Source organism: Sphingomonas sp. 7/4-4, from assembly GCF_027941955.1.
Classification (GTDB): Bacteria; Pseudomonadota; Alphaproteobacteria; order Sphingomonadales; family Sphingomonadaceae; genus Sphingomonas.
Genome location: NZ_CP115960.1, coordinates 3,418,031 through 3,439,262, shown reverse-complemented (window position 1 = coordinate 3,439,262; position 21,232 = coordinate 3,418,031). Strand labels below are relative to the sequence as shown.

Annotated in this window: 25 protein-coding genes and 4 pseudogenes; 19 read left to right on the top strand and 10 right to left on the bottom strand. The window is 67.3% G+C overall.

Annotation, left to right across the window (positions count from 1 at the left end; translation table 11 throughout):
- The first annotated feature begins 113 nt into the window (after positions 1–113).
- Together PIB19_RS17540 and PIB19_RS17535 are read left to right on the top strand one after the other, a co-directional pair.
- The gene (locus PIB19_RS17540) at positions 114–632 is read left to right on the top strand and encodes a 2'-5' RNA ligase family protein (protein ID WP_271238366.1); all 519 of its coding nucleotides are present in this window, start codon (positions 114–116) and stop codon (positions 630–632) included.
- Complete coding sequence (locus PIB19_RS17535; protein WP_271238365.1) at positions 632–1,030, top strand: VOC family protein; 399 nt, start codon at positions 632–634, stop codon at positions 1,028–1,030. The genes PIB19_RS17540 and PIB19_RS17535 overlap by 1 nt, the downstream gene beginning before the upstream one ends.
- On the opposite strand, the gene PIB19_RS17530 is transcribed toward PIB19_RS17535, so the two are convergent.
- Complete coding sequence (locus PIB19_RS17530; RefSeq protein WP_271238364.1) at positions 1,027–1,440, bottom strand: GFA family protein; 414 nt, start codon at positions 1,438–1,440, stop codon at positions 1,027–1,029. The genes PIB19_RS17535 and PIB19_RS17530 overlap by 4 nt on opposite strands.
- Positions 1,441–1,545: 105 nt before the next feature.
- On the opposite strand from PIB19_RS17530, the pseudogene arr reads away from it, so the two are divergent.
- Positions 1,546–1,955 (top strand): annotated as a pseudogene (gene arr, locus PIB19_RS17525) (NAD(+)--rifampin ADP-ribosyltransferase).
- 85 nt (positions 1,956–2,040) lie between these two features.
- Here the strand turns inward: arr and PIB19_RS17520 are convergent.
- Entirely contained in the window at positions 2,041–2,166 is a 126-nt protein-coding gene (locus PIB19_RS17520) for a hypothetical protein (RefSeq protein ID WP_271238363.1), read from the bottom strand.
- Positions 2,167–2,271: 105 nt separating this feature from the next.
- Here PIB19_RS17520 and PIB19_RS17515 point away from each other — a divergent pair, with 105 nt between their 5' ends.
- Positions 2,272–2,421: a hypothetical protein gene (locus PIB19_RS17515; protein WP_156404870.1), complete on the top strand. Its 150-nt coding sequence runs from the start codon at positions 2,272–2,274 to the stop codon at positions 2,419–2,421.
- 244 nt (positions 2,422–2,665) lie between these two features.
- On the opposite strand, the gene PIB19_RS17510 is transcribed toward PIB19_RS17515, so the two are convergent.
- From PIB19_RS17510 to PIB19_RS17490, 5 genes are all read right to left on the bottom strand, one after another.
- On the bottom strand, positions 2,666–3,082 hold the full coding sequence (locus tag PIB19_RS17510) for a hypothetical protein (RefSeq protein ID WP_271238362.1): 417 nt from the start codon (positions 3,080–3,082) through the stop codon (positions 2,666–2,668).
- A gap of 84 nt (positions 3,083–3,166) precedes the next feature.
- Entirely contained in the window at positions 3,167–3,475 is a 309-nt protein-coding gene (locus tag PIB19_RS17505) for an alkylphosphonate utilization protein (protein WP_029724740.1), read from the bottom strand.
- Between the two features lie 10 nt (positions 3,476–3,485).
- Positions 3,486–4,235 carry a sterol desaturase family protein gene (locus PIB19_RS17500; RefSeq protein ID WP_271238361.1) on the bottom strand — a complete coding sequence of 250 codons (750 nt, stop codon included), beginning with the start codon at positions 4,233–4,235 and terminating at the stop codon, positions 3,486–3,488.
- Between the two features lie 15 nt (positions 4,236–4,250).
- Positions 4,251–4,736: a DUF2585 domain-containing protein gene (locus PIB19_RS17495; protein WP_271241025.1), complete on the bottom strand. Its 486-nt coding sequence runs from the start codon at positions 4,734–4,736 to the stop codon at positions 4,251–4,253.
- A gap of 109 nt (positions 4,737–4,845) precedes the next feature.
- The gene (locus PIB19_RS17490) at positions 4,846–5,415 is read right to left on the bottom strand and encodes a TetR/AcrR family transcriptional regulator (protein WP_271238360.1); all 570 of its coding nucleotides are present in this window, start codon (positions 5,413–5,415) and stop codon (positions 4,846–4,848) included.
- Positions 5,416–5,493: 78 nt separating this feature from the next.
- Here PIB19_RS17490 and PIB19_RS17485 point away from each other — a divergent pair, with 78 nt between their 5' ends.
- The 8 genes and pseudogenes from PIB19_RS17485 (at position 5,494) to PIB19_RS17450 (ending at position 12,562) form a co-directional block, all read left to right on the top strand.
- Positions 5,494–5,967 (top strand): glutathione S-transferase N-terminal domain-containing protein, encoded by a 474-nt coding sequence (locus tag PIB19_RS17485; protein WP_271238359.1) that lies wholly within the window; start codon positions 5,494–5,496, stop codon positions 5,965–5,967.
- 2 nt (positions 5,968–5,969) lie between these two features.
- Positions 5,970–6,107, top strand: a complete 138-nt coding sequence (locus PIB19_RS17480; RefSeq protein WP_271238358.1) for a hypothetical protein — start codon at positions 5,970–5,972, stop codon at positions 6,105–6,107.
- Between the two features lie 112 nt (positions 6,108–6,219).
- Positions 6,220–7,380 carry a lycopene beta-cyclase CrtY gene (crtY, locus tag PIB19_RS17475; RefSeq protein ID WP_271238357.1) on the top strand — a complete coding sequence of 387 codons (1,161 nt, stop codon included), beginning with the start codon at positions 6,220–6,222 and terminating at the stop codon, positions 7,378–7,380.
- Positions 7,377–8,852 (top strand): annotated as a pseudogene (locus PIB19_RS17470) (phytoene desaturase). The gene crtY and the pseudogene PIB19_RS17470 overlap by 4 nt, the downstream one beginning before the upstream one ends.
- Positions 8,849–9,429, top strand: a pseudogene (locus PIB19_RS17465) (TIGR00730 family Rossman fold protein). The pseudogenes PIB19_RS17470 and PIB19_RS17465 overlap by 4 nt, the downstream one beginning before the upstream one ends.
- Positions 9,426–10,400, top strand: a complete 975-nt coding sequence (locus PIB19_RS17460; protein WP_271238356.1) for a phytoene/squalene synthase family protein — start codon at positions 9,426–9,428, stop codon at positions 10,398–10,400. Before PIB19_RS17465 ends, PIB19_RS17460 begins: the two are co-directional and overlap by 4 nt.
- Before the next feature lie 5 nt (positions 10,401–10,405).
- The gene (locus PIB19_RS17455; protein WP_271238355.1) at positions 10,406–10,603 is read left to right on the top strand and encodes a hypothetical protein; all 198 of its coding nucleotides are present in this window, start codon (positions 10,406–10,408) and stop codon (positions 10,601–10,603) included.
- A 138-nt stretch (positions 10,604–10,741) separates the two neighbouring features.
- Positions 10,742–12,562, top strand: coding sequence for an ABCB family ABC transporter ATP-binding protein/permease (locus PIB19_RS17450; protein WP_271238354.1), 1,821 nt, complete (start codon positions 10,742–10,744; stop codon positions 12,560–12,562).
- Here the strand turns inward: PIB19_RS17450 and PIB19_RS17445 are convergent, their stop codons facing one another.
- Entirely contained in the window at positions 12,563–12,835 is a 273-nt protein-coding gene (locus PIB19_RS17445) for a GNAT family N-acetyltransferase (protein ID WP_271238353.1), read from the bottom strand.
- Between the two features lie 38 nt (positions 12,836–12,873).
- On the opposite strand from PIB19_RS17445, the gene PIB19_RS17440 reads away from it, so the two are divergent.
- Positions 12,874–13,050 carry a hypothetical protein gene (locus PIB19_RS17440; RefSeq protein WP_271238352.1) on the top strand — a complete coding sequence of 59 codons (177 nt, stop codon included), beginning with the start codon at positions 12,874–12,876 and terminating at the stop codon, positions 13,048–13,050.
- A complete protein-coding gene (locus tag PIB19_RS17435; protein ID WP_271238351.1) occupies positions 13,050–13,841 on the top strand; it encodes an alpha/beta fold hydrolase in 792 nt (263 codons plus the stop codon). The genes PIB19_RS17440 and PIB19_RS17435 overlap by 1 nt, the downstream gene beginning before the upstream one ends.
- Here PIB19_RS17435 and PIB19_RS17430 read toward each other — a convergent pair.
- Together PIB19_RS17430 and PIB19_RS17425 are read right to left on the bottom strand one after the other, a co-directional pair.
- Positions 13,805–14,413, bottom strand: coding sequence for a hypothetical protein (locus PIB19_RS17430; protein ID WP_271238350.1), 609 nt, complete (start codon positions 14,411–14,413; stop codon positions 13,805–13,807). The two genes, PIB19_RS17435 and PIB19_RS17430, sit on opposite strands and share 37 nt — an antisense overlap.
- Positions 14,414–14,475: 62 nt before the next feature.
- The gene (locus PIB19_RS17425; RefSeq protein ID WP_271238349.1) at positions 14,476–15,927 is read right to left on the bottom strand and encodes an ATP-binding protein; all 1,452 of its coding nucleotides are present in this window, start codon (positions 15,925–15,927) and stop codon (positions 14,476–14,478) included.
- A gap of 115 nt (positions 15,928–16,042) precedes the next feature.
- Here PIB19_RS17425 and recQ point away from each other — a divergent pair, with 115 nt between their 5' ends.
- The 5 genes and pseudogenes from recQ to PIB19_RS17400 all read left to right on the top strand — a co-directional run bounded on the left by recQ (position 16,043) and on the right by PIB19_RS17400 (position 21,112).
- Positions 16,043–17,812: a DNA helicase RecQ gene (gene recQ / locus PIB19_RS17420; RefSeq protein WP_271238348.1), complete on the top strand. Its 1,770-nt coding sequence runs from the start codon at positions 16,043–16,045 to the stop codon at positions 17,810–17,812.
- Positions 17,809–18,237 (top strand): TIGR01244 family sulfur transferase, encoded by a 429-nt coding sequence (locus tag PIB19_RS17415; RefSeq protein WP_271238347.1) that lies wholly within the window; start codon positions 17,809–17,811, stop codon positions 18,235–18,237. The genes recQ and PIB19_RS17415 overlap by 4 nt, the downstream gene beginning before the upstream one ends.
- A complete protein-coding gene (locus PIB19_RS17410) occupies positions 18,234–18,623 on the top strand; it encodes a hypothetical protein (protein WP_271238346.1) in 390 nt (129 codons plus the stop codon). The genes PIB19_RS17415 and PIB19_RS17410 overlap by 4 nt, the downstream gene beginning before the upstream one ends.
- A gap of 10 nt (positions 18,624–18,633) precedes the next feature.
- A pseudogene (locus PIB19_RS17405) lies at positions 18,634–19,509 on the top strand (sterol desaturase family protein); the annotation flags it as partial.
- 19 nt (positions 19,510–19,528) lie between these two features.
- A complete protein-coding gene (locus PIB19_RS17400) occupies positions 19,529–21,112 on the top strand; it encodes a GMC family oxidoreductase (protein WP_271238345.1) in 1,584 nt (527 codons plus the stop codon).
- Positions 21,113–21,232 lie beyond the last annotated feature (120 nt).

Sequence of the window (21,232 nt, the reverse complement as noted above, 5' to 3'; positions counted from 1 at the left end):
ACCTCGATCCGGTGAGCAACGCCCGCCCGCGCAGCCGTCGCCGGCAAGGCACCTGACCAGTGTGACCCTGGTGTGACCTTTCGCCTGACGTCCGCTCTGCTAGGCTTCGCCATATGCGCGCCCGCAACCCGCTCTACATCATGGCCAAGCCCCCGCCGCCGGTGCAGGCGCAGATCACCGCGCTACAACGCAACGATCCCGGCCGCGGCGCGGGCCTGCTCCACGCCACGCTGATGTCGCTGTTCGACCTCCATTACGCCCCGCCCGAATGGCTCCCGGCGGTGATCGCCGCGCTCGACAGTTTCGACGCCCCGGCCTTCCCGCTCGCCTTCGACCGGATCGAGAACCGCAAGGCCGTGACCCTGCGCACCCGCGCGCCGCTGGCCGAGGCCCGCGGCTTCCAGGCGTCGCTCGTCCGCCATCTGCTCGAACACAAGGCGCCATTGATGCTCGGCACCACGCCCGAGCCACACGTGACGATCAACTATCGCGGCGACCGGCTCGGCAGCCAGAAGATCGCGCCCATCGGCTGGACGGTCGATTCGATCGCGCTGGTCGAAAGCATCGTCGGCAAGACCACCCATATCGAGCACGGGCGATGGCCGCTGCGCCCGGACGCAGGAGCACGATAATGCCCCATCTGGCCCACATCGCCCTGGTCGTCCGCGACTATGACGAAGCGCTCGCTTTCTACATCGGCAAGCTCGGCTTCACGCTGGTCGAAGACAGCTACCAGCCCGAGCAGGACAAACGCTGGGTCACGATCCGCCCGCCGAACGCGCCTGAAAACGCCACCACGATCCTCCTCGCCCGCGCCGCCACGCCCGAGCAGGCGCGCTTCGTCGGCGATCAGGCGGGCGGCCGCGTCTTCCTGTTCCTCGCCACCGATGATTTCGATCGCGACCATGCCGCCTTCACCGCGGCCGGCGTCGAATGGGCCCGCCCGCCCGTGCTCCAGCCCTACGGCAAGGTCGCGGTGTTCCGCGATCTCTACGGCAATCTCTGGGATCTGGTGCAGTTCGCCGCCTAGCTCGGCATGCCTTCGAACTGCGGCAGGTTCAGCGGCGTCACCCAGGGCAGGCGCCGCTTGACGAACATCTCCAGCTTCGGCGTGATCCCGCCCGGATCGTCGAGGCTGCCGAGCTGGACGAACACGAGTCCCGGAAAGCTGCCCAGGTTGCTCGTATAGAGCCGCGCCGAGCATATGGGGCAGAAATTGCGGTCCAGCGTCTGCCCCGAATCGGCGACATAGCCAAAGGCACTGCTCGGCTTGCCGGTCAGCGTGAAATCGTCCGCCGGCACGCCGAACCACGTCGCCGCCTCGCCGCCGCTCGCCTTCTTGCAATCGAGGCAGTGGCAGACCGCGATGAAATCGGGATCGGTGTCGAACTCGAACGTCACCGCGCCGCAGGCGCAGCGGCCACTATGCTTTTTGGTCATGTTTCGCTCCCTGTCCGGTCCGGCCGAACGTGTCTGCAGGAATATGCAGGGTCAAGAGCGCCCGCGCGGGTGGATTTCGCCGCGCGAGCCTTTAGACTGCGAACCATGACCTACGCCGCCGACGCCACCCCGCCTTTCTATCACGGCACCCGCGCCGATCTTCGCCCCGGCGATCTGATCGGCCCCGGCTACAGCTCGAACTATGGCAGCGGCAAGCAGGCGAGCTGGGCCTATTTCTCCGCCACGCTCGAAGCCGCGATCTGGGGCGCCGAGCTGGCGCAGGGGAAGGGCGCGAGCGCATCTACGAGATCGAGCCGACCGGCGCCTTCGTCGACGATCCCAATCTCACCGACCAGAAATTCCCCGGCAACCCGACCAAATCCTATCGCTCGCAGGCACCGCTGCGCGTCCTCGGCGAAGTCCCGGAATGGCAGGGCCATTCGCCCGAACAGCTCCAGCACATGAAGGACCATCTCGAACGGCTGAAGGCGGCCGGCATCGAGGCGATCGACTAGGGGCGGAAATCTCGTTCTGTCACCCTGGCCTTGTGCCGGGGTCCACCGCCCCAAACGCGCCTGAGCCGCGCCGCCGGCCCGCGCGTCAGCCCTTGATGTTCACCATCGCGACCGGCCTGTCCTTGGTCGATGCGTTGGCGGCGATCGTCTTGACCTTCTCCGCCTTGGGCTTGCGCACTTCGCGGTTCGATTTCTTCTGGCTCTTGGCCATCGCCTGTCCTTCGGGAGCGAAAGGCCCCGCCGCACCCTAGGCCCATCCGCGCCGCACGCGCGCATCAATTCGGCACCTTCACCGGGGCTTGCGCGTTTCCTCTCCATGATCCGCAAGCTCAAATCGGGCGAATATCGCCTCTATTCCCGGAAGAAGGACCCGGACACCGGCAAACGCCGCAACCTCGGCACCTTCGACACCAAGGCTGCGGCGCAGCAGCACGAGCGCGAAGTCCAGTATTTCAAGCGCCACTGATTGCGCGGGACATACCGGGAACAAAACCCTTCCAATGTAGGAATTGATCTGCTCCATCCTGTAGGATGGAACCGCAGCAGCGCCCCAATCCGCCCGCCCCGCCGCGCACCTGCCGCGTCGGTGGCGCGCAAGTGCGGCGTGGGTGGCGCTTCCCCGGCGCGATCCCGCCGCTTCGCAGGCGCTTCCGCCGATTTACCCTGCAAACGCGTCAAGCGTGTCAACCGCACTGGGGAAAGGACGCCGCTCAATGATCGCCCGGATTGGGATCGATCATCGGCTCGCCGGGCTCGAACGACACCGCGCCGTCGCGTTCCTCTTTCTCGACGTGCGCGATCTGCCGCGCGATCGCTTCGCGTTCGTACCGCACCATCGCCCGCGCCGCCGCGAGCTGTCTGGGCGTGACGGTCACACTCTCCGGCCCGCGCCCGTAAGTGAGCTGCGGTTCGTCGCCACGGCCCCAGCGATCGGCTTGCTTCACCCGCTCGATCGCGTCCCGCATCTCGGGGCTGGTCGGCAGCGGATCATCGGGCCGGGATGCAGTGATATCGGGAATCGCGCGCTTTGGCAGCGGATGCGCCGGCGAGAAGAAACCGCCGATCACGCGGGCGGTCACCGCCAGGCACAGGATGAACCCCAGCCGCCACGCAATCCCCCTGAGCATGCCGCACACTCCCCTTGTCGCGGGGGCAAGGATAACACGGCGACGGTTAAGCTTTGCCCAAGCCCGCGCGCCGATCGCTTTCGCTCAGCGCTTCCGCACGAACTCCGCGCGCAGGACGAGGCCCTTGATGCCTTCGTACTTGCAGTCGATCTCCTGGGGATCGCCGGTGAGGCGGATCGACTTGATCAGCGTGCCGCGCTTGAGCGTCTGCCCCGCGCCCTTGACGGTCAGATCCTTGATCAATGTCACCTGGTCGCCGTCGGCGAGCAGGTTGCCCACCGAATCGCGTACCTCCACTGCGTCCGCGGCGCCGGCCTTGGCCTTGGCCTCGGCCGCGCTGATCCACTCGCCGCTCGCTTCGTCATAGACGAAGCTGTCCTCTTCTTCTGCCATGCCTCTCGCTCTAGCGGCGCGATCGGGCGGGCGCCACCGCACCGCGCGCAAAGTCGCCCAGCCCCTTGTCGGTGCCGCACAGCCGGTCCCAGAAACGGAAATACAGGCCGTAATTGCATCCATAGAGCTGGTGATGGCGCTGATGATGGCTGGCGGTGATCAGCCATGCGCCGAGCGGCCCGCTGTGGAGGAAGCGCGGGAATATCTCCCAGCCCATGTGGTTGGTCACGCCCATCACGGTCATGATCGCCAGCACCAGCCCGAGCGCGCCGACATGGATGGGGATCAGGAACACGAGTGCCGGGATCACCACCGCGCCGGTGATCGCCTCCACGGGGTGGAAGCTCATCGCCGCCCAGGCAGTGGGCGGGCGGCTGGCATGGTGGACGGCGTGGGCGACGCGGAACAGCGCCGGGCGGTGCATCAGCCGGTGGGTCCAGTAGAACCAGGCGTCGTGCGCGACGAGATACAGCAATACCGACACCGGCAGATACCAGAGCGGCCAGTCGCCGGCATCGGTGTAGATCCGCGTCCAGCCGCGATTCTGCCAGCCCCATGCGACCACGCCGGCGGGCACGCCATAGATCGCCGCCGAGGCGAGGCTCCAGCCGATCTCCCTGCGAATCTGCCGGTCGAGCCCGGCGTAGAGCGCCGGATGGCGGAGCCGCGTGGCGAAGGCGAACGCGCCGGAGGCGATGAGGTAGCGCAGCCCGACGATCAGCGTCATCGCGGCGGCGGAAAGGAAGATGGCAAGGGCCATAAGCCGCCGTCTACACTAGCCGCCTTGCCATGTCCTGACGGCATCGATCGGCCAGACCAGCATCAGCACATTGAGCGTCAGATTGTCGCGGATCAGCGCCAGCGTGCCCAGCTCGAACAATATCGCAAGCGCGATCGTCGCCCATGCCGGCAGCCGCGAGGCGAGCCAGAAACCGAACGCCATCCAGCCGATATCGGACAACGAATTGACGATGCTGTCGCCCGAATAGCCGAGCGCGATCGTCGCCTCGCGATAGCGGTTGATGATGATCGGCGAGTTTTCGAGGATTTCCCAGAACCCCTCGATCGCGACCGCCGCTGGCAGCGCCCAGCGCCGTGCCTCGCCGCGCAGCAGGAAATGCGCCGCGGCGTAGAACAGGAAGCCGTGGATGATGTGGCTGAAGCTGTACCAGTCGGCGATGTGCTGGCTGTTCTCGCTCGACTGGACGTTGCCGTGCCACAGCTTGATCGTGCCGCATGGGCAGATCGGCGGGCGGTCCATCGCCAGCAATATGCCGGCCACGGCAAGCCCGACGAGCAGGGCCGCGATCACTGCGCCGCGCGGAAACCGCAGCGGCGGACGCAGCGCGCTCAGGACGCCGGTCCCGCGATCAGATCGATGCAATCCCGCGCCACGCGCTCGAGCGCCTCGCGAGGGCGCCGCTGCGGGCACGCACGCTGAGCGAGTGGACCACCGAGGCGACGAGGCGGCCGTGCGCCTCGGGCGCGGGGCTGCCGGCGGCGGCGAGCAGCTCGGCGATGCGGTTGTCCTCGACCGCGAGGAAGGCAGTGACTTTCTCGCGGACCTGCGGATCGGACGCGGCCTGGGTCGCCGCGGTGTTGATGATCAGGCAGCCCTCGGGGCCGTCGCTGCCGGTGAGGTACAGGTCGATACTTCCGATCAGGATGCGCTCGACCAGTTCGCGCAGCGGCAGCTTCGCTTCGCCGAGACGCAACAGCTGGCGCTCGACACGGGCGGTGAGCCGCTCGATCGCCGCGACATACAGCGCGCGCTTGTCGCCGAACGCGGCGGCAAGGCTCGGGCGCGCCAGTCCGGTGGCTACGGACAGATCGTCGAGCGAAGTGCCGGCGAACCCATGCGTCCGAAAACGCTCGGTAGCGCGTCCCAGCGCTTCGTCCGGATCGAAGCTGCGCGGGCGGCCGCGGACCTTGGTCGACATTTTTATGCGAACCCGCAAATAATCTCTTGACCCGTCTATTTCTATGCGAGATTGTACAGAAATCAAGGGAGACCGGCCATGAAGCTCTATTTTCGCCCCTTCGCCTGCTCGCTCGCCGCGCGGATCGCGCTCGAGGAAGCCGAGCTGGATGCCGAATTCGTCGCCGTGCCCGCGGACGGGCGGCTGCCCGACGGCCGCCATTTCAGCCAGATCAGCCCGATGGGCTATGTCCCCGCGATCGAGACGCGCGGCGGCTTCGTCCTCACCGAAGGTCCAGCGGTGCTCACCTATATCGCCGAACTGGCGCCCGAAGGGTCGCTGAGCTTCATCGGATTTTCCGACGCGCATTACCGGATGCTCGCCTGGCTCAACTTCATCAGCACCGAACTGCACAAGGCCGTGTTCATTCCGCTGCTCGGCAAGACCGCCGGCCCGGAGGAGCGCACCGCCGCGCTGGCGCGCGTCGCGAAGCCGTTCGGGGTGCTGTCGCGGCATCTGGAGGAAAGGCGTTCCTCGAGGACCGGTTCACTGTCGCCGACGCCTATCTGCTGAGCGTGCTCAACTGGTGCGAGCATTCGGGCGTGCCGATCGCCGACTGGCCGGTGCTGCTCGACTATCGCACCCGGCTGCGCGCGCGGCCATCGGTGGCGCGCGCGATGGCCGAGGAATGGCCGTTGCTCAAGGCCGCCTGAGACAAGCTCCGGGGGCGAGCCGCATCGCTCCGCTCCCGCCACACCTGCCCTCTCCGGTGCGAGCCGGGGAGGGTTTTGTTGGAACGCCCCTCCCCTGCGCTAGGCCGGGGCGATGTCGGCCACGATCAGCTGCGATCTCGCCATCGTCGGCGGCGGACTTGCCGGAGGGCTGATCGCACGCGCCGTGCATGCCCGGCACCCGGCAGCCGAACTGCGGCTGATCGAGGCCTCTTCGCATATCGGCGGCAACCATCTCTGGTCGTTCTTCGCCAGCGACATCGCGCCGGCCGATCGCTGGTTGGTCTCGCCGCTGATCAGCCATCAATGGACGCGCTACGACGTCGCCTTCCCCGCTTATGCACGCACGCTGAAATCGCCCTACCACTCGATCGACTCCCGCCATTTCGAGCGCGTGGTGCTGAGCGAATTGCCCGGCCGCACCGCGATGCTCGGCCGCAATGTGCTGGCCATGACCAACAATGCGGTCGTCCTCGCCGATGGCGACCGCGTCGAGGCGAAGGGCGTGATCGATTGCCGCGGCGCCGGCGATCTCGCGACGCTCGAACTCGGCTGGCAGAAATTCCTCGGCCGCGAGCTCGTGCTGCGTGCCCCGCACCATCTCGAACGACCGGTGGTGATGGACGCGACCGTCGAGCAGACCGACGGCTATCGCTTCGCTTATTGCCTGCCCTTCGCCCCCGATCGCGTGTTCGTCGAAGACACTTATTACAGCGACACTCCCGACATCGACGCCGCGGCGCTCGGCGACCGGGTCCACGCTTATGCCGCCGCGCAGGGCTGGCAGGTCGACAAGGTCGCGCGCGAGGAATCGGGCGCGCTCCCCGTCGCGATCGGCGGGGATTTCGAAGCGTATTGGCAGTCGGGCGGCGGCAATGTCGCCAAAGCCGGCATGCGTGCCGGCCTCTTTCATCCGCTGACCAGCTATTCGCTGCCCGATGCAGTGCGCACCGCGGCGCTGGTCGCCAATGCCGGTATTTTCGACGGGCAGGCGTTGCACGACCTTCTCCATAATCACGCGCGGCGCCTGTGGCGAAGCCGCCGCTTCTATCGGATGCTGGCGGCGATGCTGTTCCGCGCGGCCGAGCCCGCGGAACGCTATCGGATCCTCGAACGCTTCTATCGACTGGACGAAGGACTGATCGGCCGCTTCTATGCAGCCGAATCCAACCTGGGCGACAAGATCCGGGTGATGACGGGCAAGCCGCCGGTGCCGATCGGCCGGGCGGTGCGCGCGATAATGGGGGTCGAATGAAGAAAGCGGCAGTGATCGGCGCAGGAATCGGCGGGCTCGCGCTCGCGATCCGGCTGCAATCGGCGGGCGTGGACACCACGATCCTCGAGGCGCGCGACAAGCCCGGCGGGCGCGCCTATTTCTGGGAGCGCGACGGCTTCACTTTCGACGCCGGACCCACGGTGATCACTGCGCCCGACGCGCTGCGCGAATTGTGGCGCATCTCCGGCCACGACATCTCCGAAGACGTGAAGCTGGTGCCGGTGTCCCCTTCTATCGCCTGTCCTGGCCCGATGGCGTCGCATTCGATTATTCGGGCGACGATGCCCAATTGGGCGCGGAGATCGCCCGGCTCAGTCCCGAGGACGTCGCCGGCTATCGCCGTTTCCTCAAATATTCCGAAGGCGTCTACCGCGAGGGTTACGAGAAGCTCGGCCATGTCGCGTTCCTCGATTTCGGCTCGATGGTCCGCGCGGCCCCGGCGCTGATGAAATATCAGGCGTGGCGCTCGGTCTATTCGATGGTGTCGCATTACGTGAAGAACGAGAAACTGCGCCAGGCGCTGAGCTTCCACACCCTGCTGGTCGGCGGCAATCCGATGACGACGAGCGCGATCTACGCGCTGATCCACAAGCTCGAGCGCGACGGCGGCGTGTGGTTCGCCGAAGGCGGCACCAACCGGCTGGTCGCCGGCATGGTCCGCCATTTCGAGCGGATGGGGGCGTGATGCGGCTCGGCGACGCGGTGTCGGCGATCCACACGCTGGGCGATCGCGTGACCGGCCTACGCACCGAAAGCGGCTTCGAGCTCGTAGTCGACGCAGTCGCGAGCAACGCCGACATCGTCCACAGCTATCGCGATTTGCTCAAGGATTCGCGCAGCGCCCAGCGCACCGCTTCCAGCCTCGAGCAGAAGCGCTTCTCGCCTTCTCTGTTCCTCGTCCATTTCGGGCTGCGCGGCAGCTTCCCGGAGATCCCGCACCATTCGATCCTGTTCGGCCCGCGCTATCAGGGGCTGCTCGAGGACATTTACGATCATGGCGTACTGAGCGAGGATTTCTCGCTCTATCTCCATCATCCGAGCGCGACCGATCCCGGCATGGCGCCGGAGGGTCATTCGACCTTTTATGCGCTTGCGCCGGTGCCGCATCTGGGCAAGTTCCCCGCCGACTGGAGCGAAGTCGGCCCGGTGCTCGAAGAGCGCATCCTCGCCGAAATCGCCCGACGGCTGATCCCCGACCTCAAGGACCGCATCGTGACCAAATTCTCCTACGCGCCCCCGATTTCGCGACCGACCTCAAGGCGCATCTCGGCTCGGCATTCAGCCTCGAGCCGATCCTCACCCAGAGCGCGTATTTCCGCGCGCACAATCGCGACGCCTCGATTTCGAACCTCTATTTCGTCGGCGCGGGCACGCATCCGGGTGCCGGGATCCCCGGCGTCGTCGGGAGTGCCAAGGCGACCGCCACGCTGATGCTGGGAGACGGCCGATGAAGCGCCTCGCGGTCTATTGCGGATCCGCCTCCCCGCCGACCCCGTCTACGTCGAATCCGCGCGCCATGTCGGGCGCAGCCTTGCCGAGCGCGGCATCGGCGTCGTCTATGGCGGGGGCAAATTGGGGCTGATGGGCGCGGTCGCCGATTCGGCGCTCGAGGCTGGCGGCGAAGTGATCGGGGTGATCCCGCAGGCATTGGTCAATGCCGAGGTCGCGCATCGCGGGCTCACCGAGCTCCACATCGTCCAGACGATGCACGAGCGCAAAGCCCTGTTCACCGATCTCGCCGACGGCTTCGTCAATCTGCCCGGCGGCACCGGCACGATGGACGAATTGTGGGAGGCACTCAGCTGGGCCCAGCTCGGCTACCATGCCGATCCGATCGGATTGCTCAACGTGGCCGGCTATTACGACAAGCTGATCGATTTCTGGGGGCACATGGGCCAGGTCGGCTTCGTGCGGCCGCAGCATCAGGGGCTGTTGCTGGTCGACAGCGACCTGACCGGGCTGCTCGACAAGATGGCGAACTTCGAGCCGGCCGTGCCGATCATCCGCATGGCGCGCGAAGAGCTGTGACACCCGCCCGCGACGCGATCGTCGCGACCGCGGGCGAATCGATCGCGCGGGGCTCGAAGAGTTTCGCCGCGGCCAGCCGGCTGTTCGATCGCGCGACGCGCGAGCGGGCCTGGCTGCTCTACGCCTGGTGCCGCGCGTGCGACGACCTCGCGGACGGCCAGGACCATGGCCATGCCATGGCGACGATCGCCGACCCTGCCGAACGGCTCGAGGCGATCCGGGAACGCACCGCTGCGGCGCTGGAGGGCCGATGGGTCGGCGATCCCGCGTTCGACGCGCTCCGCATCGTGGCCGCCGAGACCACCATGCCGCACGGACTGGTCCGGGATGTCGTCGAAGGTTTCGCGCTCGATGCCGCCGGCTGGGCACCGGCGACCGAGGCTGACCTGATTCGCTATTGCTATCATGTCGCCGGCGCGGTCGGCTGCATGATGGCGGTGGTGATGGGGATCGCACCGGACGACGAGGAACGCCTCGATCGCGCCTGCGAATTGGGGATCGCCTTCCAGCTCGCCAACATTGCGCGGGATATTGGCGAGGATGCCGCCGCGGGGCGTTGCTACTTGCCCGCCGACTGGCTCGCCGATGCCGGGATCGCGCGCGACGTCGTGATGGCGGATCGAACGGCGCTTGCCGGTCTTGCGCAGCGCCTCACCCGGCGGGCGGGCGAGTATGAGGCGCGCGCGCGCCTCGGTGCCGCAGCCCTGCCGTTTCGCTCCGCCTGGGCAGTGCTCGCGGCCGCCGGTATCTATGGCGACATCGCCCGTCGGGTGGAAGCGCTGGGCGAATCCGCCTGGGACGCGCGTGTCACGGTGCCGGCCGGCGCCAAGCTCCTCTGGATCGTCCGCGCATTCGGGCAGGCGTGGAGCCGCAAAAGGCGCGCCGCGGATCCGAACTTCGCAACCGAGATTTGGTCAAGACCGCGTCAACCAAAAGCGAAAGCCCATCCTAAGCAGGCGGGCGCCAGGTGATGTAAATGACCATGCTTTCGTTCCAGCTATCGCGCGCATTGGCACAGGGGCGAGCCGCACCGGAGCGGCCGGAGAACCGTGCCGCGCTGCTGGTGACGTTGCTGCGCAAGCGGGCGGCTGCATACAATGCCGGCGCGCACGATCTCGAAGCGCTGCTGCGCGACCAGATCCGCTGGGCGCTGCCGATCGAACGCGAGGGCTAAAGTCGGATTCCAGCGCGTTTGAAGCTGTTCCCGGCCTCCGCCGGGAGCACAAATGGCTGGATCAATCTCTGGCCCAACGCAGCGCACGTTCCGGCGAAACGTTGCATCGCGGCGCCCGACGCCCCAAATCGCGACGTGATGCCTCCGCAAGTTTCTGATTCCGCGCCCGAGCGGCCGCTGCTCGCGACGATGCGGCGCTTTCTGCCCTATCTGTGGCCGAAGGATTCGCCCGGGCTTCGTGCGCGGATCGTGATTTCGATGATCCTCGTCGTGATCTCCAAGCTCGTCCAGGTCTATGGCGCGCCGTTCGCGCTGCAGGGCGCGATCGACCGGATGGCGAGCGGATCGCGCAACGCGGTCTGGCTGGTGACCGCTCTGGTGGTCGGCTATGCCGCCGCCCGGCTGGGTGCGGTGCTGTTCGACAATCTGCGCAACGCGGTGTTCGAGAAGGTGGGGCAGGACGCGACGCGGCGGCTCGCGTCGGATGTGTTCGCCCATCTTCACCGCCTCTCGCTGCGCTTCCACCTCGAGCGCCGGACCGGCGCGATCACCAAGGTGGTCGAGCGCGGCACCAAGAGCATCGATACGATGCTCTATTTCCTGCTGTTCAACATCGCGCCGACGATCCTCGAGCTGGCATTGGTGCTCGGCATCTTCTGGACGCGCTTCGGCCATTGGCTGGTGGTGGGCACGCTGGTGATGGTGGTCGTCTATATCGCCTTCACCCGCTGGGTGACCGACTGGCGCTCGAAGCTGCGCGAGCAAATGAACGATCTCGACACCGGCGCGGTGGCGCACGCAGTCGATTCGCTGCTCAATTTCGAGACCGTGAAATATTTCAATGCCGAGGCACGCGAGTCGGCGCGCTACAATCGCGCGATGGCGTCGTACATGAAGGCGGCGGTCACCTCCGAGAACTCGCTCGCCTGGCTCAATATCGGCCAGGCGCTGATCACCAACGCCATGCTCGGCGCGGGCATGGCGCTGATCGTCTTTGGCTGGAGCTCGGGCAAGTTCACCGCGGGCGATGTGGTGCTGGTCTCGACTCTGCTCAGCCAGCTCTTCCGCCCGCTCGACATGCTCGGCTGGGTCTATCGAACGATCCGTCAGGGCGTGATCGACATGGGGGCTATGTTCGACCTGATCGACACTCGGACCGAGATCGCCGACGCGCCGAACGCCGTGCCGCTCGACGTGGCGCGCGGCCATGTCCGCTTCGAGAATGTCGAGTTCGGCTATGATCCCGACCGCGAGATCCTGAAGGGCATCGATCTCGATATCCCGGCGGGTGCGACGGTGGCGGTGGTGGGGCCTTCCGGCGCGGGCAAGTCGACGCTCGCGCGGCTGATGTACCGCTTTTACGACGTCACCGGCGGCCGGATCACGATCGACGGGCAGGACATCCGCGACGTGACGCAGACGAGCCTGCGCGCCGCGATCGGCATCGTCCCGCAGGACACGGTGCTGTTCAACGACACGATCGGCTACAATATCGCTTACGGCCGTGAAGGCGCCGGACCCGACGAGATCGCGAATGCGGCGCGCGGCGCTGCGATCGCCGGCTTCATCCAGTCGCTCCCCGAAGGGTTCGACACCCGCGTCGGCGAGCGCGGATTGAAGCTGTCGGGCGGCGAGAAGCAGCGCGTCGCGATCGCGCGGACTCTGGTCAAGAATCCGCCGATCCTGATTCTCGACGAAGCGACCAGCGCGCTCGACAGCCGCACCGAGGCCGATATCCAGGCGACGCTGGAGGCGATCGAGCGCGGCCGCACGACGATCGTCATCGCCCACCGCCTGTCGACCGTGGTCCACGCCGATCGCATCGTCGTGCTCGAAGCCGGCCGCGTCGCCGAGCAGGGCACGCATGCCGAACTGCTCCGCCAGGGCGGCCTCTATGCCGAGATGTGGACCCGCCAGGCGCAGGAACGCGAAGAAGGCGAGGAGCTGGCGGCGGAGTAACTAGACCAGCAGATCCTGCCACTCCGGATGCTTCGCGATATATGCCGCGACGAACGGGCATTGCGCACGCACCTTCAATCCGCGGCTGCGCACATCGCTGAGTGCGCCGACGATCAGCCGGCTGCCGATACCCATTCCCTGCAGCGCCGGCGACACGACCGTGTGGGTGAACGTGATCACCTCGCCGTCGGTCTCATAAGCCGAGAAGGCGAGATGGCCCTGCTCGACCAATTCGTAGCGGCTGCGTTCTTCGTTGTTGCGTACGTCGGACATGCCTAGGCTCTAACCCGGCGCGACAGGAGAGGAAAGCGATGCTGATAGCTTTGGGAGTGCTCGGGCTATTCATGCTCGGGCTCGCCGGCTGGTCGGCCTATGTCGGGCGCAAGGCCGAGGAGATGGTGCCCGCCGAGGGCAAGTTCGCCGAAGTGCCCGGCGCGCGGCTCCATTATGTCGATCTCAACCCCGATGCCGGGGGCCCGCGATCGTGATGGTCCATGGCTTGATGGGCCAGCTCCGCAACTTCTCGCATTCGCTCGCCGGCCGGCTCGCCGCCGATCACCGCGTCGTCCTCGTCGATCGGCCGGGCTGGGGGCATTCGTCGATCCATGGCGCGCGGCCCGGCATCGTTGTGCAGGCGAAGATGATCGCTGCGCTGATCGAGCAACTCGAACTGGATAAGCCGTTGTTGGTCGGCCATTCGCTGGGCGGCGCGGTGAGCCTCGCGCTCGCGCTCGATCGGCCCGATCTGGTCCGCGGGCTCGCGCTGATCGCGCCACTCAGCCAAGTGGTCGAGACGGCACCCGCGCCGTTCAAGGGCCTGCTGGCGCCGCCGGTGCTGCGTCCCGTCCTGGCCTGGACGGTCGCCGTGCCGGTCGGCCTGCGCAATGGTCCCCGCACCGCCGCCGCGATCTTCGCGCCCGATCCCGTTCCCACCGACTTCGCTCTCGCGGGCGGCGGCGCGCTGGCGGTGCGGCCGAAGAGCTATATGGCGGGATCGTTCGAGCTCCGTACCGTACCGGCCGAAATGGCAGCGCTCACTGCGCGTTATGGCGAGGTGCGCGTGCCGGTGGCGATCCTCTATGGCCGCAGCGATGCGGTGCTCGATCCCGAACTCAACGGTCAACGCACCGCCGCCGAGATTCCCGGCGCGACCATCGAACTGATCGACGGCGGCCACATGCTGCCGGTGACGCGCCCGGCAGAAACCGAAGCCTGGCTGCGGCGGGTGCTGCGCCAGGACCTTCAGGCGACCGGCGGCGCGCTCACCGACACCGTCTGACCGCCGGGCAGCCTCACCGATCCGCCTGCGGCTTGCTTCTGTACGAACGATCCGATGAACGCGCCGAGCGTCAGCTTGGCGAGATCCAGGAAGGTGGGATAGCTGATCGCGAGGATCGAGAAGAACAGGGTCAGCCCGATCGTCGCGAGCGGCAGCCCGGTCAGTCCCAGTTTCGTGAACGCGCCGGTGAAGCCGCTCAGGCTGGTCAGGCGGATATATTGCGTCACCGCCTCTTCCTGACCCGATTTCACCTGATCGCTGATCGCCGCCCATTCATCGCTGTTGATCACCCGGCTCGGCTGCTGGCTCTTCGAGAGTCCCACCGATCGCAACAACTGCGTGCCCAGAAGCGCGCCCACCAGGCCGATGGCGCTCAGGATGAGTTCGGGCACGAAATCGGCGAGCGTGGTCGGATGCTCGCTGGCCCGTATGTCGTCCTGGACCAGAAGGTAACAAACGAAGCCGAACAGCGCGACGGCGCCATAGATGAACCCGATGCCCGCGACCGCCAGCGAACTACGGCCGAAGTTGAACCCGCGCGGCTCGTCCGGACTGCCGAAGCTGTTGTCCATGGGACATCCCCCTTTGCTGATCAGGGAGGCTAACATCGCGTCGGAGAGCCTGAAAGCGGCGCTTAACCCATTTCGGAGGGTTGCGTGGTCCAGCCGAGCCGGGGAATCGTGATCGATCGCTTGCCAGCCAGATCGACGCGAGTCACGAATAGCTCCTTGCTCTCGATATAGGTGAGCAGCCGGCGGACGCGGCCGAGCGAGCTGGTGCCATAGGTCGCGGCGAGTTCGGTGTCGCTGGGGCAGGGCAGCCCTTCGCGCGCGGCGCGGGCGACCAGCAGGAAGGGCCCGAGCATGTCGTCGGGAAGTGCGCGCGCCGCATCGAGCGCTTGTGCCCAATCCGCGTCGGGATCGCCGTGGATGCCCGCGCGCGCCGCCGAGAGCCGACGCACGAAGCCGGAGAGATCGAGCGGCGGACGCGCCAACCCGACCATCCGGCAGCGCACGAGAAAGTCCTGATAGAGCACCGAAGGCGAGCGATAGGTCGATTCGGCATCCTCGACGATGTCGCGCAGCACGTCGGCGATCCGCTCAGCGGCTTCCTCCGCAGGCACGTCGGGCGCGGCTTCGACCGGCGTCGGCGTGGCACGGGCGAGCGCCTCGATCAGTCGTTCGGACGGAACCTGTGCCGGGACCGCCGGTGCGGGCGGGCTCCAGCTCGGCTCCGCGGGGGCGAGCAGCAAGTCCCTGAAATCCTCCGCCGGCGCCTGCGGCAGCGGCGTCAGCTTGGGGCTCGAGCTGCGCGCGCTGGTCTCGACGGCGCCGATCTGGATCGCCACCGGCCGCCGTGCCACTGCCGGCCCGAGCGCGAGGAAATGGCCGCGCTGCAGGTCGCGGATCGCCTCCGCCTGGCGGCGCTCCATCCCGAGCAGATCGGCGGCGCGCGCCATGTCGATGTCGAGGAAGGTCCGTCCCATCAGGAAGTTCGAAGCCTCGGCGGCGACGTTCTTGGCAAGCTTGGCGAGCCGCTGGGTGGCGATCACGCCGGCCAGTCCGCGCTTGCGGCCGCGGCACATCAGGTTCGTCATCGCCGAGAGCGAGGCGCGGCGCACGTCCTCGGCCACTTCGCCGCCGCCCGCCGGCGCGAAGAGCTGCGCCTCGTCGACCACCACCAATGCCGGATACCAATGTTCGCGCGGCGCATCGAACAGTCCGTTGAGGAACGCCGCGGCGCATTTCATCTGGCCCTCGGCCTCGAGTCCCTCGAGGCTGAGCACCACCGAGGCGCGATGCTCGCGGATGCGCGTCGCGAACCGGGCGACGTCGCGCTCGCTATGCTCCGAAGCCTCGATCGCGATATGGCCGTAGCGATCGCCCAAAGTGACGAAATCGCCTTCGGGATCGATCACAACCTGCTGGACCTGCCCGGCGGATTGTTCGAGCAGCCGGCGCAGCAAGTGCGACTTGCCCGACCCCGAATTGCCCTGGACGAGCAGGCGCGTGGCCAGGAGCTCCTCGAGATCCATCGACACGGCCGCCCCGCCCGTGTCCTTCCCCATTTCCACGCGAACCGTCATTCGCCGCATGCTTTGGCGGATGGCGCCCCCGGCAGGCAAGGCCCCGTATGGGCGGTTCGGCGCATTGCTGTGGACGGAACTTGCCCGTTGCGGCGCGGCAGGGGATAGGGGCGGCGTGACCGACCCGCTCGACATCCTCCACAAGACGTTCGGCTTTCCCGATTTCCGCGGCGTGCAGCGCCAGGTGGTCGATCGCGTGATGGCGGGCGCCAATACGCTGGCGGTGATGCCGACCGGCGCGGGCAAGTCGCTCTGCTATCAGGTGCCGAGCCTTGCGCTCGATGGGACCTGCGTGGTCGTCTCGCCGCTGATCGCCTTGATGCACGACCAGCTTCGCGCCGCCGAAGCGGTGGGCATCCGCGCGGCGACGCTGACCTCGGTCGACGAGAATCGCGAAGAGACGATCCAGCGGTTCCGCGCGGGCGATCTCGACTTGCTCTATGTCGCGCCCGAACGCGCCTCGGGCGAGGGGTTCCGCAATTTGCTGGGACAGGCGAAGCTCTCGCTGTTCGCGATCGACGAGGCGCATTGCGTCTCCGAATGGGGGCATGATTTCCGTCCCGACTATCGGCTGTTGCGGCCGCTGCTCGACCGGTTCGGGCACGTCCCGCGGCTGGCGCTGACCGCCACCGCCGACGCGCATACCCGCGCCGACATCCTCGAGCAGCTCGGCATCCCCCAGGACGGGCTGATCATCGCCGGGTTCGACCGGCCCAATATCCGCTACACGATCGCCCCGCGCGAGAATACGACCCGCCAGATCGTCGACCTGATCGCCGAACAGCCGGGCCCGGGCATCGTCTATGCCCAGACCCGCGCCGGGGTGGACAAACTCGCCGGCAAGCTCGCCGAGACCGGGCGCAGCGTGCTGCCTTATCATGCCGGGCTCGATCCTGGGGTCCGCCGCCGCAACCAGGCAGCGTTCGTGGCGAGCGAGGACATGGTGATCGTCGCCACGGTCGCGTTCGGCATGGGGATCGACAAGCCCGACGTCCGCTTCGTCGCGCATGCCGGCCTGCCCAAGTCGATCGAGGCCTATTACCAGGAAACCGGGCGCGCGGGCCGCGACGGCGATCCGGCGGTCGCGCATCTCTTCTGGGGCGCCGACGATTTCGTCCGCGCCCGCCAGCGGATCGGCGAAGTCGAGCCCGGACGGCAGGCGGGCGAGCGCGCGCGGCTCTCGGCTCTCGGCGCGCTGGTCGAGACCGCCGGCTGCCGGCGGCGGATCCTGCTCCGGCATTTCGGCGAGGACGCGCCGGAGAATTGCGGCAATTGCGACAATTGCCTGAGCCCGCCCGCGGCGATCGACGCCAGCGTCACGGCGCAGAAATTCCTCTCCGCCGTGTTCCGCACCGGCATGATGTTCGGCGTCGGCTATATCGAGAGCGTGCTCCTCGGCCAGTCGAGCGAGCGCAGCCTGATGAACGGGCACGAGAAGCTCTCGGTGTTCGGGATCGTCGACGGCGAGGAAGCGGCATTGCTCAAGCCGGTGGCGCGGGCATTGCTGCTGCGCGACGCGCTGCGCGCCAATGCGCATGGCGGGCTCGAATTCGGTCCCGGCGCCAAGCCGATCCTCAAGGGCGAAGTCGAGGTCAAGCTCGTCCTCCCGCCCAAGCGCGAGCGGCGGTCGCGCGGACGCACGGCGAGCACCGGCGTCAATCCGATCGGCAATCCGTTGTTCGAGGCCTTGCGCGCCAAGCGCCGCGAGATCGCGATGGAGGCCGGCCTGCCGCCTTATGTGATCTTCCACGATTCGGTGCTGCGCGACATGGCGATGCTCCGGCCCGGGACGCTGGATGCACTCGGCCAGCTTTCGGGCGTTGGCGCGCGCAAGCTCGAAGCCTATGGATCGGTATTCCTGCAAGTAATTCGCGAGGCGGCATGATCCGGAAGATCGACGAGCAGATATCGGTGGCCCCGCAGATCGCGCCCGAGGACGTGGCCGGCTTCGCCGATGCCGGGTTCAAGGCGATCGTCAACAATCGCCCCGAGGGCGAGGAACTCGACCAGCCGACCGGCGACGCGGTCCGCGCCGCGGCCGAAGCGGCGGGGCTCGCTTATGCGGAGATCCCCGTCACGCATGCCGGCTTCTCGGCGACGCAGGTCGAGGCGATGGCCAAGGCGCTCGAGGGCGCCGGCGGGCCGGTGCTGGCTTATTGCCGCTCGGGCACGCGCTCGTGCAACCTCTGGGCGTTGGCCGAGGCGAGCCGCGGCGGCGATCCCGACACGCTTACCGCCAAGGCCGCCGGCGCGGGCTATGACATATCGGGCATCCGCCCGCTGCTCGACGCGCTTTCCGGCCGCGCATGAACTGGATGCAGCTCGGCGGCTCGGTCGCCGCCGTCCTGGTGCTGGTCCTGATCTCGTGGCTGCTCAAGCTGGGCGAAAGCCGCATCGCCGATCCCGAGATCGCCAAACGGATGGCGGAAGATGCGCTCAGCGGTTTCGTCGCGCGCGACGCGCTGGTCGGCACCAACGGCGCAGCGGCATTGGTGCTCGGCAATGACGGGATCGCCTTGCTCAAGCGCCACGGCGCCAAGGTCGCCGCGCGCCGGCTGGCCCGCCCGCTATGGCGCCGGCCCTCGCCCGAAGGCGTGACGATCGAAAGCGGCGAGCGGATGTTCGGCCCGGTGCTGCTCTACGGGGTGCTTCCCGAGGATGTCGACAGGCTGGAAGCGCAACTGACATTGATGTAAGTCCGGCGACATGACGCTCGCCGATCCCGTGACGCTGGCCATTCCCGCCTTCGTGCTGCTGGTGCTGGCGGAGATGGTCGTCGCGCGGATCAAGGATCGCAGCCGCTACGAACCGCGCGATACGCTGACCTCGCTGGCACTCGGCACCGGCAGCACCGTCGCTGGCGTGCTTTCGGGCGGCATGGTCTTCGCGCTGGCCATGTGGGTGTGGCAGTTCCGGCTCTTCGAGATCGGTTACGCCTGGTACTGGTTCGTCATCGCCTTCGTGCTCGACGATCTCGCTTATTATGTTTTCCACCGCTCGGCGCACCGCGTCCGCTGGTTCTGGGCGAGCCACGTCATCCACCATTCGAGCCAGCATTATAATCTGTCGACCGCGCTGCGGCAGACCTGGACCGGCTTCTTCAGCCTCGCTTTCCTGTTCCGCCTGCCTTTGTTCCTGATCGGCTTCCCGCCGGCGATGGTCTTCTTCGTCGCGGGGCTCAACCTGATCTACCAGTTCTGGATCCACACCGAGGTTATCGGCCGGATGCCGCGCTGGTTCGAGGCGGTGATGAACACGCCGTCGCACCACCGCGTCCATCATGCGACCAATCCGCGCTATCTCGATCGCAATTATGCCGGGGTGTTCATCGTCTGGGACCGCTGGCTCGGCACGTTCGAGCCCGAGCGCGACGACGATCGGCCGCGCTACGGCATCGTCAAAAATCTCGGCAGCTTCAGCATCCTCTGGGCGGCAACCCATGAATGGGTCGGGATCGCGAAGGACGTCTGGCACGCGCCCGACTGGCGTGCCCGGCTCAACTACATGATCCGGCCGCCGGGGTGGAGTCACGACGGCAGCCGGGACACGTCGGAAACGATAAAGGCACGCTGGGAAGCCGCGCGCCAGGAGCGGGGGAAGCGTGGAAGAAGCCGATATCGTCGTCATCGGATGCGGATCGGGCGGGAGCGCCGTCGCAGGCCGCCTGAGCGAGGGCGGCAAGTACACGGTCGCAGTGCTCGAGGCGGGCGGACGCAATACCGGCCTCAAGACGATCATGCCCGGCATGATGCCGTTCCAGACCGACAAGACCAATTGGCAGTTCGAAACCGTGCCCCAGCCCGGCCTCAATGGCCGGCGCGGCTATCAGCCCCGCGGCAAGGGACTCGGCGGATCGAGCGCGATCAACGCGATGCTCTATATCCGCGGCCACCGGCAGGACTACGACGAATGGCGCGACCTCGGCTGCACCGGCTGGGGATGGGACGACGTCCTGCCCTGGTTCCGCACGAGCGAGCACAACACACGAGGCGCCGATGCCCTGCACGGCGGTGACGGCCCGCTCTGGGTAAGCGACCAGGATTTCGCCCATCCCGGCTCCTGGGCATTCATCGAGGCGGCGTCGCGGCTGCAGATCCCGGTCAATCCCGACTTCAACGGCCCGCAGCAGGACGGCGTCGGCCTGTATCAGGTGACCCAGAAAGGCGGCGAGCGCTGGACGGCCGCGCGTGCCTATCTGCCCAGTGCTGCACGCGATAATCTGGAGATCGTCTGCGACGCACTCGTCGATCGCATCCTGTTCACCGACGGCCGCGCCTCGGGCGTCGCCTATCGCCAGGCCGGTGAAACCCGCGAGATTCGCGCGCGGCGCGCAGTCGTCCTCGCCGCCGGCGCCTTCCAGACTCCGCAATTGCTGATGCTGTCGGGAATCGGCCCGGCTGCGCATCTCGCCGAAATGGGGATCGAGGTGCGGGTCGACCGTCCGGCGGTGGGTTCCGACCTTCAGGACCATATCGACTATGTCGCGGCATTCGAGACCGAGGGCAGCTTCTTCCTCGGCCGTTCGCCGCTGGGCACGCTCAAGTCGCTGGGCGCGATGGCCCAGTGGTTGTTCACGCGCCGCGGCGGGATGACCTCGCCCTTTGCCGAGGCCGGCGGCTTCCTGCGCACCGAGCTCGCCGGCGACCGGCCCGACATCCAGCTCCACTTCCTCATCGCGATCGTCGAGGATCATGGCCGCACGAAGGTGAAGGGACATGGCTATAGCTGCCACGCCTGCGTGCTCCGCCCAGAGAGCCGCGGCACCGTCCGGCTCCAGTCGCCCGATGCCGGTTCGGCGCCGCTGATCGACCCCGCCTTCCTCTCCGACCCGCGCGACATGGACGTGCTCAAGGCCGGGGTGCGCGCGATGTACCGCATCCTCGATACCCCGCCGCTGGCGGACTATAAGGGCCGCGATCGCTATCCGATCGACCTAGCCGACGATGCCGCGCTGGAAAGCCTGATCCGCGCCCGCGCCGACACCGTCTATCACCCCGTCGGCACCGCACGGATGGGATCGGACGAAGCCGCCGTGGCCGATCCGCGCCTCAAGGTGCGCGGCATGGACGGGCTCTACATCGCCGACGCCTCGGTGATGCCGCGGTTGATCGGCGGCAACACCAACGCCCCCAGCATCATGATCGGCGAGCGCTGCGCGGCGTTCCTTGCCGAGGAACTGCGCTAGAGCAGACTCCTCGGAAGCCACGCGGCGCGCGCATCGAGCGAGCGAAAGGTCACACTAAGGTCACACTGCCGGGCATGTCCGGCGGCGAACAGGCCATGCCGGAATTCACAAAGGTCCGGC

What these genes read in the sequence shown, in the direction of transcription:
- PIB19_RS17540 (WP_271238366.1), top strand. Translation starts at nt 114, where the DNA reads ATGCGCGCCCGCAACCCGCTCTACATCATGGCCAAGCCCCCGCCGCCG.
- PIB19_RS17535 (WP_271238365.1), top strand. Translation starts at nt 632, where the DNA reads ATGCCCCATCTGGCCCACATCGCCCTGGTCGTCCGCGACTATGACGAA.
- PIB19_RS17530 (WP_271238364.1), bottom strand. Translation starts at nt 1,440, where the DNA reads ATGACCAAAAAGCATAGTGGCCGCTGCGCCTGCGGCGCGGTGACGTTC.
- PIB19_RS17520 (WP_271238363.1), bottom strand. Translation starts at nt 2,166, where the DNA reads ATGGCCAAGAGCCAGAAGAAATCGAACCGCGAAGTGCGCAAGCCCAAG.
- PIB19_RS17515 (WP_156404870.1), top strand. Translation starts at nt 2,272, where the DNA reads ATGATCCGCAAGCTCAAATCGGGCGAATATCGCCTCTATTCCCGGAAG.
- PIB19_RS17510 (WP_271238362.1), bottom strand. Translation starts at nt 3,082, where the DNA reads ATGCTCAGGGGGATTGCGTGGCGGCTGGGGTTCATCCTGTGCCTGGCG.
- PIB19_RS17505 (WP_029724740.1), bottom strand. Translation starts at nt 3,475, where the DNA reads ATGGCAGAAGAAGAGGACAGCTTCGTCTATGACGAAGCGAGCGGCGAG.
- PIB19_RS17500 (WP_271238361.1), bottom strand. Translation starts at nt 4,235, where the DNA reads ATGGCCCTTGCCATCTTCCTTTCCGCCGCCGCGATGACGCTGATCGTC.
- PIB19_RS17495 (WP_271241025.1), bottom strand. Translation starts at nt 4,736, where the DNA reads ATGGACCGCCCGCCGATCTGCCCATGCGGCACGATCAAGCTGTGGCAC.
- PIB19_RS17490 (WP_271238360.1), bottom strand. Translation starts at nt 5,415, where the DNA reads ATGTCGACCAAGGTCCGCGGCCGCCCGCGCAGCTTCGATCCGGACGAA.
- PIB19_RS17485 (WP_271238359.1), top strand. Translation starts at nt 5,494, where the DNA reads ATGAAGCTCTATTTTCGCCCCTTCGCCTGCTCGCTCGCCGCGCGGATC.
- crtY (WP_271238357.1), top strand. Translation starts at nt 6,220, where the DNA reads ATGTCGGCCACGATCAGCTGCGATCTCGCCATCGTCGGCGGCGGACTT.
- PIB19_RS17455 (WP_271238355.1), top strand. Translation starts at nt 10,406, where the DNA reads ATGACCATGCTTTCGTTCCAGCTATCGCGCGCATTGGCACAGGGGCGA.
- PIB19_RS17450 (WP_271238354.1), top strand. Translation starts at nt 10,742, where the DNA reads ATGCCTCCGCAAGTTTCTGATTCCGCGCCCGAGCGGCCGCTGCTCGCG.
- PIB19_RS17445 (WP_271238353.1), bottom strand. Translation starts at nt 12,835, where the DNA reads ATGTCCGACGTACGCAACAACGAAGAACGCAGCCGCTACGAATTGGTC.
- PIB19_RS17440 (WP_271238352.1), top strand. Translation starts at nt 12,874, where the DNA reads ATGCTGATAGCTTTGGGAGTGCTCGGGCTATTCATGCTCGGGCTCGCC.
- PIB19_RS17435 (WP_271238351.1), top strand. Translation starts at nt 13,050, where the DNA reads ATGGTCCATGGCTTGATGGGCCAGCTCCGCAACTTCTCGCATTCGCTC.
- PIB19_RS17430 (WP_271238350.1), bottom strand. Translation starts at nt 14,413, where the DNA reads ATGGACAACAGCTTCGGCAGTCCGGACGAGCCGCGCGGGTTCAACTTC.
- PIB19_RS17425 (WP_271238349.1), bottom strand. Translation starts at nt 15,927, where the DNA reads ATGACGGTTCGCGTGGAAATGGGGAAGGACACGGGCGGGGCGGCCGTG.
- PIB19_RS17415 (WP_271238347.1), top strand. Translation starts at nt 17,809, where the DNA reads ATGATCCGGAAGATCGACGAGCAGATATCGGTGGCCCCGCAGATCGCG.
- PIB19_RS17410 (WP_271238346.1), top strand. Translation starts at nt 18,234, where the DNA reads ATGAACTGGATGCAGCTCGGCGGCTCGGTCGCCGCCGTCCTGGTGCTG.